General features: G+C 69.7%; 16 protein-coding genes. 11 read left to right on the forward strand and 5 right to left on the reverse strand.

Features of this window, described 5'->3' with window-relative positions; translation table 11 throughout:
- Positions 1–137 precede the first annotated feature (137 nt).
- The 5 genes from glyA to ribBA are packed head-to-tail and all read left to right on the forward strand — an operon-like array spanning position 138 to position 5,040.
- Positions 138–1,397 (forward strand): serine hydroxymethyltransferase, encoded by a 1,260-nt coding sequence (gene glyA / locus D571_RS0101000; RefSeq protein ID WP_018934812.1) that lies wholly within the window; start codon positions 138–140, stop codon positions 1,395–1,397.
- Positions 1,398–1,406: 9 nt separating this feature from the next.
- Complete coding sequence (gene nrdR, locus D571_RS0101005; protein ID WP_018934813.1) at positions 1,407–1,997, forward strand: transcriptional regulator NrdR; 591 nt, start codon at positions 1,407–1,409, stop codon at positions 1,995–1,997.
- Positions 1,994–3,163 carry a bifunctional diaminohydroxyphosphoribosylaminopyrimidine deaminase/5-amino-6-(5-phosphoribosylamino)uracil reductase RibD gene (gene ribD / locus D571_RS0101010; protein ID WP_018934814.1) on the forward strand — a complete coding sequence of 390 codons (1,170 nt, stop codon included), beginning with the start codon at positions 1,994–1,996 and terminating at the stop codon, positions 3,161–3,163. Before nrdR ends, ribD begins: the two co-directional genes overlap by 4 nt.
- Positions 3,164–3,194: 31 nt before the next feature.
- A complete protein-coding gene (locus tag D571_RS0101015) occupies positions 3,195–3,890 on the forward strand; it encodes a riboflavin synthase (RefSeq protein ID WP_018934815.1) in 696 nt (231 codons plus the stop codon).
- A 25-nt stretch (positions 3,891–3,915) separates the two neighbouring features.
- The gene (gene ribBA, locus D571_RS0101020) at positions 3,916–5,040 is read left to right on the forward strand and encodes a bifunctional 3,4-dihydroxy-2-butanone-4-phosphate synthase/GTP cyclohydrolase II (protein WP_026287472.1); all 1,125 of its coding nucleotides are present in this window, start codon (positions 3,916–3,918) and stop codon (positions 5,038–5,040) included.
- A 6-nt stretch (positions 5,041–5,046) separates the two neighbouring features.
- Here the strand turns inward: ribBA and D571_RS0101025 are convergent, their stop codons facing one another.
- Positions 5,047–5,508 carry a DUF6231 family protein gene (locus D571_RS0101025; protein ID WP_018934817.1) on the reverse strand — a complete coding sequence of 154 codons (462 nt, stop codon included), beginning with the start codon at positions 5,506–5,508 and terminating at the stop codon, positions 5,047–5,049.
- Positions 5,509–5,581: 73 nt separating this feature from the next.
- Here D571_RS0101025 and D571_RS0101030 point away from each other — a divergent pair, with 73 nt between their 5' ends.
- The 5 genes from D571_RS0101030 (at position 5,582) to D571_RS13485 (ending at position 11,207) form a co-directional block, all read left to right on the forward strand.
- Positions 5,582–6,064, forward strand: coding sequence for a Crp/Fnr family transcriptional regulator (locus D571_RS0101030; protein ID WP_018934818.1), 483 nt, complete (start codon positions 5,582–5,584; stop codon positions 6,062–6,064).
- 18 nt (positions 6,065–6,082) lie between these two features.
- A complete protein-coding gene (locus D571_RS0101035; RefSeq protein ID WP_018934819.1) occupies positions 6,083–6,868 on the forward strand; it encodes a YdcF family protein in 786 nt (261 codons plus the stop codon).
- Complete coding sequence (locus tag D571_RS0101040; RefSeq protein WP_369773849.1) at positions 6,868–9,045, forward strand: hypothetical protein; 2,178 nt, start codon at positions 6,868–6,870, stop codon at positions 9,043–9,045. Before D571_RS0101035 ends, D571_RS0101040 begins: the two co-directional genes overlap by 1 nt.
- Before the next feature lie 83 nt (positions 9,046–9,128).
- The gene (locus D571_RS0101045) at positions 9,129–9,782 is read left to right on the forward strand and encodes a YdbL family protein (protein ID WP_018934821.1); all 654 of its coding nucleotides are present in this window, start codon (positions 9,129–9,131) and stop codon (positions 9,780–9,782) included.
- Between the two features lie 30 nt (positions 9,783–9,812).
- Positions 9,813–11,207 (forward strand): YihY/virulence factor BrkB family protein, encoded by a 1,395-nt coding sequence (locus D571_RS13485; protein WP_018934822.1) that lies wholly within the window; start codon positions 9,813–9,815, stop codon positions 11,205–11,207.
- Positions 11,208–11,246: 39 nt separating this feature from the next.
- Here D571_RS13485 and D571_RS0101055 read toward each other — a convergent pair whose 3' ends face one another.
- Complete coding sequence (locus D571_RS0101055) at positions 11,247–11,687, reverse strand: SRPBCC family protein (protein ID WP_018934823.1); 441 nt, start codon at positions 11,685–11,687, stop codon at positions 11,247–11,249.
- Between the two features lie 170 nt (positions 11,688–11,857).
- Between D571_RS0101055 and D571_RS0101060 the strand changes: the two genes are divergently transcribed.
- Entirely contained in the window at positions 11,858–12,385 is a 528-nt protein-coding gene (locus D571_RS0101060) for a hypothetical protein (protein WP_018934824.1), read from the forward strand.
- 44 nt (positions 12,386–12,429) lie between these two features.
- On the opposite strand, the gene D571_RS0101065 is transcribed toward D571_RS0101060, so the two are convergent.
- The 3 genes from D571_RS0101065 to D571_RS0101075 form a co-directional block, all read right to left on the reverse strand.
- Positions 12,430–12,864, reverse strand: a complete 435-nt coding sequence (locus D571_RS0101065; protein WP_018934825.1) for a DUF1841 family protein — start codon at positions 12,862–12,864, stop codon at positions 12,430–12,432.
- A 4-nt stretch (positions 12,865–12,868) separates the two neighbouring features.
- A complete protein-coding gene (nth, locus tag D571_RS0101070) occupies positions 12,869–13,504 on the reverse strand; it encodes an endonuclease III (protein ID WP_018871455.1) in 636 nt (211 codons plus the stop codon).
- A 92-nt stretch (positions 13,505–13,596) separates the two neighbouring features.
- Positions 13,597–14,034 (reverse strand): hypothetical protein, encoded by a 438-nt coding sequence (locus tag D571_RS0101075; RefSeq protein WP_018934826.1) that lies wholly within the window; start codon positions 14,032–14,034, stop codon positions 13,597–13,599.
- Between the last annotated feature and the right edge of the window lie 83 nt (positions 14,035–14,117).

Genomic DNA, 14,117 nt, shown 5'->3' on the forward strand with positions numbered 1-14,117 from the left:
TCCAGTATGGTATTGGACCTTTCCGGCGCCGTACCCCGCCCGGTCTCGACCCTCCGGCCGTCGTCCGCGGCCGGCGGAACGCCTTGTGGCGGGCCGCTGCGCGCCCGAATTGCCTTGAACCCAACGGGAGTCACCGAATGTTTTCGATCGACATGAGCATCAACGGCTACGATGACGAACTCTGGAGCGCGATCCGCAAGGAGGCGCAGCGCCAGGAAGAGCACATCGAGCTGATCGCCTCTGAGAACTACACCAGCCCGCGCGTGATGGAAGCGCAGGGCTCGGTGCTGACCAACAAGTACGCCGAGGGTTACCCGGGCAAGCGCTACTACGGTGGCTGCGAGCACGTCGACGTGGTCGAGCAGCTGGCCATCGACCGCCTCAAGCAGCTCTACGGCGCCGATTACGCCAACGTGCAGCCGCATTCCGGCTCGCAGGCCAACGCGGCCGTGTACATGGCCCTGCTGCAGCCGCATGATACCGTGCTGGGCATGAGCCTGGACGCCGGCGGTCACCTGACCCACGGCGCCAAGCCGAACTTCTCCGGCAAGATCTACAACGCGGTGCAGTACGGCATCACCGACGAGGGCCTGATCGACTACGACGAGGTCCAGCGCCTGGCCACCGAGCACCAGCCGAAGATGATCGTCGCCGGTTTCTCCGCCTACTCGCGCGTGGTCGACTGGAAGCGCTTCCGCGAGATCGCCGATTCCGTGGGTGCCTACCTCATGGTGGACATGGCCCACGTCTCCGGCCTGATCGCCGCCGGCGAATACCCGAACCCGATTGACCACGCCCACGTGGTCACCTCGACCACGCACAAGTCCCTGCGCGGGCCGCGTGGCGGTTTCATCATCTCCAAGGGCCAGCCGGAACTGAACAAGAAGTTCCAGTCGCTGATCTTCCCGGGGACCCAGGGCGGCCCGCTGATGCACGTGATCGCCGGCAAGGCGGTGGCGTTCAAGGAGGCCCTGGAGCCGGACTTCAAGACCTACCAGAAGCAGGTGATCGCCAACGCCCGTGCGATGGCCGAGGTGCTGGTCGAGCGCGGTTTCGACATCGTCTCCGGCGGCACTGACAACCACCTGTTCCTGCTGAGCCTGGTGTCCAAGGGCATGACCGGCAAGGATGCGGACGCCGCCCTGGGCCGCGCCAACATCACGGTCAACAAGAACGCGGTGCCGAACGACCCGCAGTCGCCGTTCGTGACTTCCGGCATCCGCATCGGCACCGCCGCCCTGACCACCCGCGGCTTCACCGAGTCCGAATCCCGCGAGCTGGCCGGCTGGATCGCCGACGTGCTGGACAACATGGACAACGAGCAGGTGATCGACGACGTCCGCGGCAAGGTCCTGGAGATCTGCCGCCGCTTCCCGGTCTACGGCGCCGGCGAATAAACCGGGGCGATGCGCTGTCCGGCCTGCGGTGCCAGTGACACCCGCGTGGTCGACTCCCGGGTCGCCGGACCCGAGCAGGAACAGATCCGGCGGCGGCGGGAGTGCCGCGTGTGTCACGAGCGCTTTACCACCTTCGAGCGGGCGGAATTCAGCCTGCCGCGGGTGGTCAAGCGCAGCGGCGAGCGGGTCGCCTTCGATGACGAGAAGCTGCGCAGCGGTCTGCGCCGGGCGCTCCACAAGCGCCCGGTGCGTACCGAGGACGTGGAGCACGTCATCGACGACATCAAGCGCCGTCTGGCCGGTACCAGTGCCCCCGAAATCAAGTCCGACCGTATAGGCGAGATGGTCCTGGAAGCCCTGCACGGGCTGGACCATGTCGCCTATATCCGGTTTGCCTCCATCTATCTCAGCTTTGCCAGCGTGCAGTCCTTCCGCGAGGCCATCGAGCGCCTGGAGGACGACCTGAGCCCCGAGATGCGGCGTCACCAGCTGCGTCTGATCGACGAGGAGTCGGCCCGCACCGCGGATGGCGCGGCCGATCCCCCCGGAAGTCCCTCGACTGACGCTCCGCCCCACGATCCGACCGACGAATCCCGATGAACGCCGCCGACCGTGAATGGATGCACCGCGCGCTGATGCTGGCGGACTGCGGCCGTTTCACCGCCGATCCCAACCCGCGCGTGGGGTGCGTGATCGTGCGCGATGGTCGCGAGGTGGGGGCCGGCGTGCACTGGCGGGCCGGCGAGGCGCATGCCGAGGTCAACGCCCTGCAGGCGGCCGGGGAGGCCGCGCGCGGGGCGACGGTGTACGTGAGCCTGGAGCCGTGCAACCACCACGGGCGCACGCCGCCCTGCACCGAGGCGCTGATCGCCGCCGGGGTGGGGCGCGTGGTGATCGCCATGGTCGATCCCGATCCACGCGTGTGCGGGGGCGGGGCGGAGCGTCTGCGCGCGGCCGGCATCGAGGTGGAGACCGGGCTGCTGGAGGCCGAGGCACGGGCGCTCAACCCCGGGTTCGTGCAGCGCATGGAGAACGGGCGTCCGTGGGTGCGCGTGAAGACCGCGATCTCGCTCGACGGGCGCACGGCGATGGCTTCGGGCGAGTCGCAGTGGATCACCGGCGAGGCCGCACGCAACGACGTGCAGCTGTGGCGCGCGCGGGCCGGGGCCATCCTCACCGGCAGCGGCACCGTGCTGGCCGATGACCCGCAGCTCAACGTGCGCCGCAGTCCGGCGGATCTGGCCGCGGCGGCCGGGTTGCCGGCATCGCAGCGGCTGGCCGACCTGCCGGTGCGCCAGCCATTGCGGCTGATCGTGGATTCCGGCCTGCGCACACCGCCCACCGCGCGCATCCTCGCGGGTTCGCCCACCTGGATCCTGACCAGCGCAGCCGCGGCGGCGGGCCCGGCCGCGGATGCCCTGCGCGGGCGCGGGGCCGATCTGATCGCCGTGCCGGAGGCGGAGGAGGACGCCGCCGGGCACCTGGATCTGCACGCCCTGCTGGCGGAGCTGCATGCCCGCGAGATCAACGAGCTGCACGTGGAGGCCGGTCCGGGGCTGGCCGGCGCGCTGGTCCGCGCCGGGCTGGTGGACGAGTGGCTGGTTTACCAGGCGCCGGTGCTGCTCGGTTCCGGCGGGCGGCCGATGGTGGACTGGGACATCGCGCGCATGGCCGAGCGCGCGGAGCTGGAGGTCATCGAGTCGCGCTGGCTGGGCGAGACGCTGCGGCTGCGGGCATTCCCCCGCCAGGCCACGAATTCGCTATGATCCCCGCATTTCCACACGGACAGGCCGCGCCATGTTCACCGGCATCATCGAAAGTCTCGGCACCCTCGACACCCTGACACCGAGCGGCGGCGACCGCCGGCTGCATGTCAGTGCGCCGGGGCTGGATCTCTCCGGCACCCACCTCGGGGACTCGATCGCGGTCAACGGCGTCTGTCTGACGGTGACCGATCTCTCGGTAGACGGCTTCACTGCCGATGTCAGCCGCGAAACCCTGGAGGTGACCACGCTGGGCGATCTGGGCCGCGGCGACCGGGTCAATCTGGAGCGCGCGCTGGCACTGGGCGATCGGCTCGGCGGTCATCTGGTCTCCGGTCACGTGGACGGCGTGGGCGAGCTGGTCTCGATGGAGCCCGATGCCCGTTCCACCCGGGTCCGGTTCCGCGCACCCGAGGCGCTGGCACGCTACATCGCCGCCAAGGGGTCGATCACCATCGACGGCACCAGCCTTACGGTGAACCGTGTCGAGGGGGCCGAGTTCGAGGTCAACATCATCCCGCATACCCGGGACCTGACGCGCTTCTCGGTCTACGCGCCGGGGACGCGCGTGAACCTGGAGGTCGACCTGATCGCCCGCTATCTGGAGCGCCTGATGCTGGGCGATCGCGCCGCGGATCCGGGCGCCGGAGCCGGGGACGGCGGTGGCACGCTGTCCGAGGACTGGCTGGCCGAGCAGGGCTTTCCCAATCATTCCGGCCCGCGCGACTGAGCGCGGGCCCCGACGGCAGGTGTTCATGGAATTTTCCGATACCGAAACCATCCTCGCGGAACTCGAGGCCGGGCGCATGGTGGTCATCGTCGACGACGAGGACCGCGAGAACGAGGGCGACATCCTGATGCTCGCCTCGCACGTGCGCCCCGAGGACATCAACTTCATGGCCAAGTACGGCCGCGGGCTGATCTGCCTGACGCTCACCCGCGAGCGCTGCCGGCAGCTGGCCCTGCCGCTGATGGTGACCGATACCAACGATGTGCACGGCACCAACTTCACGCTGTCGATCGAGGCCGCCGAGGGCGTGACCACCGGAATCTCGGCGTATGACCGGGCGCACACCATCCGTACCGCGGTGGCGCCCAACGCTCAGCCGGAGGATATCGTCCAGCCGGGGCACGTGTTCCCGCTGATGTCGCAGCCGGGCGGGGTGTTGGTGCGTGCGGGCCACACCGAGGCGGGCTGCGATCTGGCGCGTCTGGCCGGGGCGGAGCCGGCCGCGGTGATCGTGGAGATCCTCAACGAGGACGGGACCATGGCGCGGCGGCCGGACCTCGAGCGCTTCTGCGCCGAACACGGCCTGAAGATGGGCACCATCGAGGACCTGATCCGCTACCGCATCGAGAACGAGAAGACCGTGCGCCGGGTCTCCGAGCGCGAGTTCCCCACCGAGCACGGGACGTTCCGGCTGCTGGCGTTTCAGGACGAGGTGGATCACGAGATGCACTTCGCGCTGGTGCGCGGCGAACCCCGTCCGGACCGCGACATTCTGGTGCGCGTGCATCTGGAGAACACCCTGCACGATACCCTCGGCTATGCCGGCCCGGATCGCGGCTGGCCGCTGGATGATGCCCTGCGGCGCATCGACCAGGCGGGCGAGGGCGTGGTGGTGATCCTGCGCAAGCACGAGGGCCCCGAGGCCCTGACCCAGCGGCTGGAGCAGCTGGGCCAGACGGCCCAGCCGGCGGCCGAGGAGCGCGGCGGCGGTCGCGAAAACTCCGCCGAGTGGCGCATGTACGGCATCGGCGCGCAGATCCTGGCCGACTGCGGCGTCGGGCGGATGCGCCTGATGTCGGCGCCCAAGCGCTTCCACGGGCTGGGCGGTTTCGGCCTCGAGGTGGTGGACTACGTCCACGACGAGCCCTGACCCGCGTCACCAGCGCGCGCGGTCCCACATCTCCGGGTTGGCCCAGAAGCGGGCGTTCAGCCAGTCGGGCGTGAGCTTGTAGTCGTACAGGCTGGTGCGGTAGACCGCGTGGTCCGGCGTGGCCGCCTCCGCCGCCGGCTCGCGGCGGAAACCCAGGGCGAGGAAGGCGTTCAGGTCCCAGCGGTCGTCGCGGTGGCGGTGCAGGATCAGGGTCTCCTCCGCCCAGCGGTCGCGCAGCCCGCCCAGCAGCTGCTGTCCCGCCGCAAGTTCCATCTCCGCGAGTACGTCCAGCACCAGCACCAGTGATTCGCGCCCGGCGGGCGGGTCGGCCAGCAGGGCCTGCGGGGTGGTCACGCGCCGTTCCCCGTCCGTCTCGGGGACAGCGTCCGGGTCGAGGGTCAGGACCAGCGGGGTGTCGCGGCGCAGGCGTGCGGGCAGCTGGCGGCGCAGGGTCTCGATGTCGATCATGCAGGGCCTCGCGTGCGGGACGTCCGTTATACTCTACGCTTAACCCAGAGAAAGCCGTAAAGGAAGCCGTGCCATGACCCGGGATCTGCTGACCGAGTTTCTGTCCAAGCATCCGATGTCCGCCTCGCTGACCCCGTCGGAGGTCGACACCCTGATGCAGTACCTCGAGGTGGTCGAGACCCACCACAAGGAGATCATCGCCGACATCGGCGAGGTGGGCGAGGGCCTGTTCTTCGTGGTCAGCGGAACCGCTGCGCTGTATGACGATGACGGCAGCCAGGAGATCGAGGTCGGACGCATGGAGACCGGCGAACTGGCCGGCGAGATGTCGTTCTTCGACCGCGTACCGCGCGGGGTGCGCATGCGCGCGCTGACCGACAACACCCGCCTGCTGCGCCTGACGCGCTCCAAGTACGATCGCCTGCGGGTGGAACACCCGTACATCGCGGTGAACGTGCTTGAATTCGCCATCATCAGCCTCGATCACCTCATCCGCCGGGTGTCCGAGGACGTGGCGACCTACGCCCGCTACCTGTACGCCCCGGGCAAGAAATAGGCCCGCTCGGGTGCGACCATGACCTCCGCGGCGGCCACGGTCCTCGAGCATCTGCTGCTGCCGCCGGGACTGGCGGCGCTGCTGCTGGTCCCCGGCCTGCTGCTGTGGCGGGCCGAGCGCCGTGGCGGCGGGTGGCTGGTGACCCTGGGGCTGGCGGCGCTGATCCTGCCTGCGCTGAACATCGTTGCCGCCCCGCTGGCGCAGACCCTCGAGCGGGATCTGCGCGAACGGCCGCTGGCCACCGGCCGGGCCGATGCCATCGTGGTCCTGGGCGGCGGGCGCGCCAGCGACCGGCATCCGGTGACCGGCGGTGACGATGTTTCGGCGCTGACGTTCGAACGGGTGCGTTTCGCGGCCCGCCTGCAGCGCCAGACGGACCTTCCGCTGCTGCTCTCCGGCGGCAGCCCGGGGCTGGAGGGTGGCCCCTCCGAGGCCGAACTGATGGCGGAGGTGCTGCGCCGGGAGTTCGGCATCGAACCGCGCTGGCTGGAGGGGGCCAGCCGCAATACCCACGAGAACGCGTTCTTCACCGCGCAACATCTGCGGGGCAGCGAGGTGGAACGGGTGCTGGTGGTCACCCATGCGATGCACATGTCGCGGGCCCTGGGGCGTTTCGAGGCGGCCGGGCTGCCGGCCGATCCGGCGCCGACCGGGTTCCGTGGCCGCTCCGGCGACTGGCGGCTGCGCGATTTCCTGCCCACCGTGGACGCGCTGCAGACCTCGCGGTTCGCGCTGCGCGAATGGCTGGCCCGCGCCGCGCGACCGCTGCGGGACCGCCTGCCGGGCGACGGACCCGACGCATGATGCCCGCCATCCGGGCCGCTGCCTGGATGGCGTGCGGGGCACGGGCCGTGGTTTGGCGGCCGGAGGTTCAGGGGCGGGTGTCCCGGCTGGTGCTGGCGATGTGGCTGATGGCCCCGCTGGCGGTGATGCCCGCATGGGCGTCCGACTCCGCCGGGTCCACCGGGTCCACCGGGTCCACCGGGGGCTCCGGCGCCGGTCTGCAGATCGAACGCATCCTGCACGAGGCCCTCGACGTCGAGCGTCTGTCCGCGAGCGTGGCGCTGCGCGGCGGGCGGCTGACGGTCTCGGCCACGGCCGATCGCCTGCTCCTGCCCGAACCGCTGGGCACCCTGTCCGGGGTGCGCCTGGAATGTCCGTCGCTGGTCCCGACCACCGCGGGCTGGCGCTGTCGCGAGGCGCGGCTGTCGGCCGATGGCGGGGACCTGGCGCTGGCGGATCACCCGCTGCGGCTGGACTGGAACACGCGGCGCAATCGGGTGCGCATTGCAGGCCCGTGGCCGGACTGGTTCGGGGCCGAGGGCGAGTTCGTGGCGCGCGTGGCGGGTGCCGACGACTGGCGGGTGGAGCTGACGCTGCAGGGGCTCGACCCGGTGGCGCTGGCGGAATCGCCGCGGCTGGCGGCCTGGTTGCCGGAGGAGCCGCCGGTGGTGCTGCAGGGCGGGCGCGCGGATCTTGAACTGGAGGGCGATGCGCGCGGCGGTCATCGGGCACGCCTTGCGCTGCACGACCTGGCGTTTTCCGATGTCGTGGGGCTGCGCGCGGGCGAGGGCATCGACGGGCATCTGCAGGCGCGCGAGGACGACGGGGCCTGGGCGCTGGAGGGCCGGCTGGAGACCGGAGCGGTGTTTGTCGATCCGTGGTTTGTCGATCTGGCCGAGACCGGGGCATTGCAGGTGGACCTGGAGGAGCTTCGACCGGGGGCGGACCCGCTCACGGACGGGCTGGATCTGGCCGCGCTGCGGGGAAGCCTGGGCGACATGCTCGAATTCTCCGGCGAGCAGGTGCGGATCGGGTCGCTGGAATCCCCGGCACCGTCGGGTATCTTTCGCGCGACCGCGGAGGACCCGGGGGCAGTGCACGCGGTGCTGCTGGACCCGGTGCTCGCCGGAACGCTCGGGCGCGATCTGACGGTCAGCGGCGGTTCGGTCAGCGGACGGCTGGAGCTGGCCGGCGGCGAGCCGCGCGCGGCGGGCCTGCGCTGGAGCGGACTGGGGGCGGAGGACGGTGCAGGCCGCTTCGGCGTGGCGGGCAGTGACGGCGAACTGGACTGGCTGGCGGATGCCCCCGGGCGGCCCGGGCAGGTGAGCTGGGAACGGGCCCATCTGTTCCGCCTGCCGCTGGGCGAGTTCGAGGCGCGCGTGCGAGCGCAGCCGGACGGGATCGACCTGCTGCAGGAGACCCGCATCCCGATCATCGACGGCGCCCTGCGCGCGGATGACTTCGGTCTGCGTCTGACCGCCGATGGCCCGGACGTGCGCTTCACCGGCGGGGTGCAGGCGGTCTCGCTGGAGCCGTTGACCGAGATCCTGGACTGGCCGCGTTTCTCCGGCCGGCTGGCCGGCATGATCCCGGAGGTGCGTCTGGACCGCGGCGACCTGGCGGTGGACGGGCGGCTGCTGGTGCAGGTGTTCGATGGCGACGTGGTGCTGCGCGACGTGCGCGTGCGCGACCTGTTCGGGCGGACCCCGGAGCTCGGTCTGTCGGCACGCATGGACCGGCTGGACCTGGAGCTGGTCACGCGGGCGTTCGAGGTGGGCCGGGTGGAGGGGCGCTTGTCAGGGCGGCTGGATGATCTGCACATGATCGACTGGCGTCCGGTGCGCATGGATCTGGCCCTGCGGACACCCGAAGACGACCCGGGCCGGCGGCGCATCTCGCAGCGCGCGGTGCAGAACATCACCGAGTTGGGCGGGCCGGTGCAGGCGGCGGCTTCGTCGGTCTTCCTGCGCTTCTTCGAGAACTTTTCCTACCGGCGGCTGGGCTTTCGCTGCCAGCTGCGCGGCGGGGTCTGCGAACTGGACGGGGTGGGCGAGCGTGCGGACGGTGGCTTTACCCTGGTGCAGGGGGGCGGGCTGCCGCGCATCGAGGTGATCGGCTACAACCGCCGCGTTGACTGGGACGAGCTCCTGCGCGGGCTGTCGCGGGTGACCGCCGGGGAGACGCCGGAGGTCCGCTGACCTGGTTCATGTCCCGGTCAGCCAGCCGCTGATCTAATGTAGGATAAAGGCGATTCTTGCCGTGCCTGCCAAGGGAGTTGCACATGAAAGTCTGGTTCGGGGTTCCCGCGCTTGCCCTGCTGTCCGCACTGGTGGCGGGCTGCGTGACGATCAACATCTATTTCCCCGCCGCCGCGGCCGAGGATGCCGCGCGTGCGATCGTGCGCGACGCCCTGCAGCTGCACGACATCGACGAGCTGCGCGAGCTCGAGCCCGAGTCCGCGCCTGAGACGGACGGGGGGTCTTCGGATGCGGGTCCGTCGGGGGCCGGGGACGTGGCCGGCGAACGTTCGACCCCGTTGCTGGCGCGTCTGCTCGAAGGGCTGATCGCGCCGGCCGCGGCGAGCAATCCGGATCTGGAGGTGGAGACCCCGGCGATCAATCGCATCCGCGCGTCGATGCGCGAGCGTGCCCCGCAGCTGGCCCCGCACTTTCGCAGCGGGGCGATCGGCTTCGGCGAAGAGGGCGAGGTCGCCATCCGCGATCTGTCCGAGGTGCCGCTGCGCGAGCGCAGCGATGTCCAGCGGCTGGTGAGCGAGGAGAACTCGGACCGCAGCTCGCTGTACCGCGAGATCGCCCGCGCCAACGACCGTCCGGACTGGGAAGACCGGATCCGCGATACCTTCGCCCGGGTCTGGGTGGAAGAGGCGCCCGCCGGTTACTGGTACCGCTCCGGCGGCGAATGGCGGCAGAAATGATGCCCGCGGCACGCGCGCGAGGGCCCGGCCTTGGGGGATAACGCCAGCCTGGGGGTGCGTCTGGAGGCCCGCCGGCGGCAGCTGGAACGCCTGGTGCTGGAGAGCGACCTGGCGGCCATGCCGCGCTGGAGGGCACTGGGACTGGGCATCCTGCGCGGACTGTACGGGCTGGTTCGCGAGGCGGCCGAGGGCCAGCTGACCCTGCGGGCGATGAGCCTGGTGTACACCACGCTGCTGTCGATCGTCCCGCTGCTGGCGCTGTCGTTCTCCGTGCTCAAGGGCTTCGGCGCGCACAACGCGGTGGAGCCGGTATTGCTGGAATTCCTCGAGCCGCTGGGTGAGCAGGGCGAGGAAATCGCCCAAAACGTGGTCAACTTCGTGGACAACATCCAGGTGGGCGCACTGGGCGCGGTGGGGCTGGTCTTCCTCGTGTACACCGTGGTGGCGCTGGTGCAGAAGATCGAGGCCGCGTTCAACACCATCTGGCGGGTGGAGACCCAGCGCAGCCTCGCGCAGCGCTTCACCAGTTATCTGTCGGTGATCATGATCGGGCCGCTGCTGGTCTTCGCGGCCCTCGGGATCACCGCCACGGTGATGTCCTCCGAGGCGATGCAGGCGCTCGCGGGCGTCGAGCCGTTCGGCCTTCTGATCACCGAGTTCTCGCGTCTGGTCCCGTATCTGCTGATCATCGCGGCGTTCGCCTTCATCTACATGTTCGTGCCGAACACGCGGGTACGGCCGGGTCCGGCGCTGGTGGGGGCGGTGGTCGCAGGCGTGCTGTGGCAGAGCATGGGCTGGGTGTTCGCCAACATGATCACGGAGTCGACCCGTTACGACGCGATCTATTCCGGCTTCGCGATCATGATCCTGCTGCTGATCTGGGTCTATCTGGCGTGGCTGATCCTGCTGATCGGGTCCAATGTCGCGTTCTATGTGCAGCACCCGGAATACATGAACGTGCGCGGGCGCCGGCCGCGGCTGTCGGCGGCGGCGCATGAGCGCCTGGGGCTCAATCTGATGCAGGTGGTGGCCCGCCATTTCGTGGAAGGGCGCACGCCGCCCACGGTGGATGGCGTTGCGGAGGCCCTGTACGTCCCGGGCAATGCCCTGGGCGGGGTCGCGCGGGCGCTGGAGGCAGCGGGGCTGCTGCGGCGGACCGAGGAACATGGTCTGCTGCCGGGGCGCGATCTCGACCACATCCCGGTCGCGGAGGTCCTGCAGGCATTGCGCGAGGATCAGGACGACCCGGCGCTGCGGACCCTGCATGGTGATCCGGCGGTGGAGTCGACCCTGGGGGAGCTGGACTCGGCGCGCCAGCGGCACCTGGGCGAGCGCACGGTCCGGGATCTGCTGGAGAACGGGAGCGGGGCCGCAGACAGGGCGGGGACCCGGGATTCAGCCGCGGAGGAACCGCTGGCCTCGTGACCCCTCCCAACCCAGGGCCCGGCGACGGGCTCGGCGGGATCAGGCGTCGGAAGAGTCCGCCTCCGCATCCAGGCGCTGCTGGGCGCGCTCCATCAGCTGGCCGGAAACGCGCTCCACCAGCGAACCGGCCGCCTTGCGGACCGCGGCCTCCAGCAGCGGATTGCCCAGCCGGTATTCCAGCTCGAATTCCACCCGGGTCAGACCCTCTCCGGCCGGCTGCAGCCGGTAGCTGCCGCGGTTGTGGACACCGCGGATCGAGCGCCAGGCAAAATGCTCGGGCTCGATCGCGCTGCAGACCTCGACATCGAAATTCATGGTGATGCCCGCCGCCACGATCGTCCAGCGATACTGTTCCTCGCCCAGCGGTTCGATGGTGCGGACGTGATCGCACAGATCGACGAAGTTGGGGACATGGCTGAGCAGGGCGAAGACCCGCTCGGGTTCGGCCTGCAGGGATGTTTCGTGGGTGATCCGGCGCATGCTGGCGACTCGACTCGATAAAGCGTGGGTTCGGGGAGTGAGATCCCCCGGAAAGCCCGCGGGTTCCCCGGATAATACGCGCCGGCCGTTCGCCCTGCATGCGGTTGTAGCCCCGAGTACGGCGTTCTACCATGTCGCCCGACCTCGCCGGAACCACCCAAGAGCCCCGTATGAGCTTTGCCCGAGATCACCGGCCGGACCCCGATGCCGGCTTCATGGAACGCTACGAGGCCGGTGCGCTGGGCGTCCTGCACTGGGAACAGCTGGACGCGTTGTGGGCCACGCTGCGCGCCGGTGCCCGCGACGCTGAATGGTATGTCTACGCGGTGGGGGAGAAGGTGCCTGAAGAACCGGTCAGCGCGGCCGAACTGGACCGTTTCCTCGCCGAGGTGGATGCCCTGCTGCGCGCCGATCACGACGAGAGCTACTGCGGCATCGTCTACGTGGACGACCGCGAGAACCCGCGCTTCGTGAAGATCTTCGACCCCAACAACCTCGGCTCCTCCTGCGGTTCGTCGGGCCTGCGGGTGCTGCCGGGCTGGATCCTGTCCACCGTGCCGCCGGAAGACCTGCAGGCGGCCATGCCCCCGCCGAACAGCCGCCGCCGCTGGTGGCAGCGGCTTTTCCCCCGCGCCGGTGCCGACCAGGAAGGGGCCGGGCGACCGGCGCTGTCACGGGCGAAATCCGGTACCCGGTAGGGACACGGGAGACGCCCCCGGGATCCGCGGTTCCGGATCCGGGTTCAGGCCCCGATGATGCCCTCGAGGCGTTTCAGGCATTCGAGATACTGCGCCTCGTCCGGCGGCTGGCCGCTGCGCTGGCTCTCCCACAGGGCCTGACCGAGACACTCCATCATCCGGTGTTCGGCGTCCAGTTCGCCGTAGCGGGCGCACAGCCGGTGGTGCAGGTCGCGGATGCCGGCCGGACGGTCGGTGGCGGCCTGCTCGCGCAGGCCCATGTGCATCGACATGTGCAGGAACGGGTTGGTGGCCCCCGATTCCGGCGGGAACTCCGCTGTCAGGGCCTTCTCGCGGTCGTTCAGCAGCGCATGGTATTCGGGGTGGTCGCGGATGATGCCGACCAGCACCTGTTCCATGTCGCTCAGGGGTTCCTCGTTGCGGGCCTTCTGCCAGGCATCCAGGAACTGGGTTCGCATGCGGTCGCGGTCGCCGTACATTGCATCAGGCCTCGGTCTTGTCCTTGTATTCACACAGATCGCGGATCACACACTGCCCGCAATCCGGCCGGCGTGCGCGGCACACGTACCTTCCGTGCAGGATCAGCCAGTGGTGGGCGTCGCGCAGGAACTCCTTCGGAGTGAATTTCAGGAGCTTCTTCTCGACCTCCAGCACGGTCCTGCCGGGGGCCAGTCCGGTGCGGTTGGCCACGCGGTAGATGTGCGTGTCCACCGCGATGGTGGGTTCGCCGAAGGCCGTGTTGAGCACCACGTTGGCGGTCTTGCGGCCGACCCCGGGCAGGGCCTCCAGCGCCTTGCGGTCGCGCGGCACCTCGCCGCCGTGGAGTTCCACCAGCATGCGGCAGGCCTTCATGATGTTCTCGGCCTTGGCGTTGTACAGGCCGATGGTGCGGATGCATTCCTTCAGGCCGTCCAGTCCCAGGTCGAGGATGGCCTGCGGGGTGTTCGCCACCGGGAACAGCCGCCGGGTCGCCTTGTTCACGCCCACGTCGGTCGCCTGCGCGGACAGGATCACCGCCACCAGCAGCTCGAACGGGGTGTTGTATTCCAGCTCGGTGGTGGGCTCGGGATTCGCCGCCCGCAGGCGTTCGAAGATCTCGCGGCGCTTGGCGGCATTCATGGGGCGGGGCTTCCGGCGGTTTCAGGGGACTCAAACGAAACCGGCCCCGCGAACGGGGCCGGACAATGCGCGGGACTGCGGCGCGATCGTGATCAGACGTGGCGGTACACGCCCACATCCGGCGCCGGCTCGCGCGGCTTTTCTTCCGCTTCCTTCGCGAGGTCGGCCAGCAGCTTGGAGTGCTTCTCCTCGAGATCGTGCATCGCCTTCTCGTCCATCTTGGGGAAGATGATGTCGCGGACGAACGAGCCCAGCTCGGCCATGCACTCCGCCCAGTACTTGTCGTTCAGGTGGAACGAGTGCTCGGCGTGGGTACCCATGGGGTAGCTGTTGAACCGGGTGATCATGGTGACGGACAGGTCGCTGTCCTTCTCGACGAAATCCTTGGCGAAGTCGTACCACCACTTGTAGTACTTCTCCTGCAGCTCCTCACCAAAGCCGTGGTTCTCGAAGAATGCGGCGATGGTGCCGCGCGGGGCCTGGCCGTAGCGCGTACCGCGCTTGCCGGCGAACGGGAAATGTCCAGCCATGCCTGCTCTCCTGGGACGATTGGAATTTTTGTAGCGACGGCAGTGTACCCGCTGGGCGCCGGGAATCAAGGCCGGGGCGCCGG

The organism is Thioalkalivibrio sp. ALJ24 (genome assembly GCF_000377785.1).
Lineage (GTDB): Bacteria > Pseudomonadota > Gammaproteobacteria > Ectothiorhodospirales > Ectothiorhodospiraceae > Thioalkalivibrio.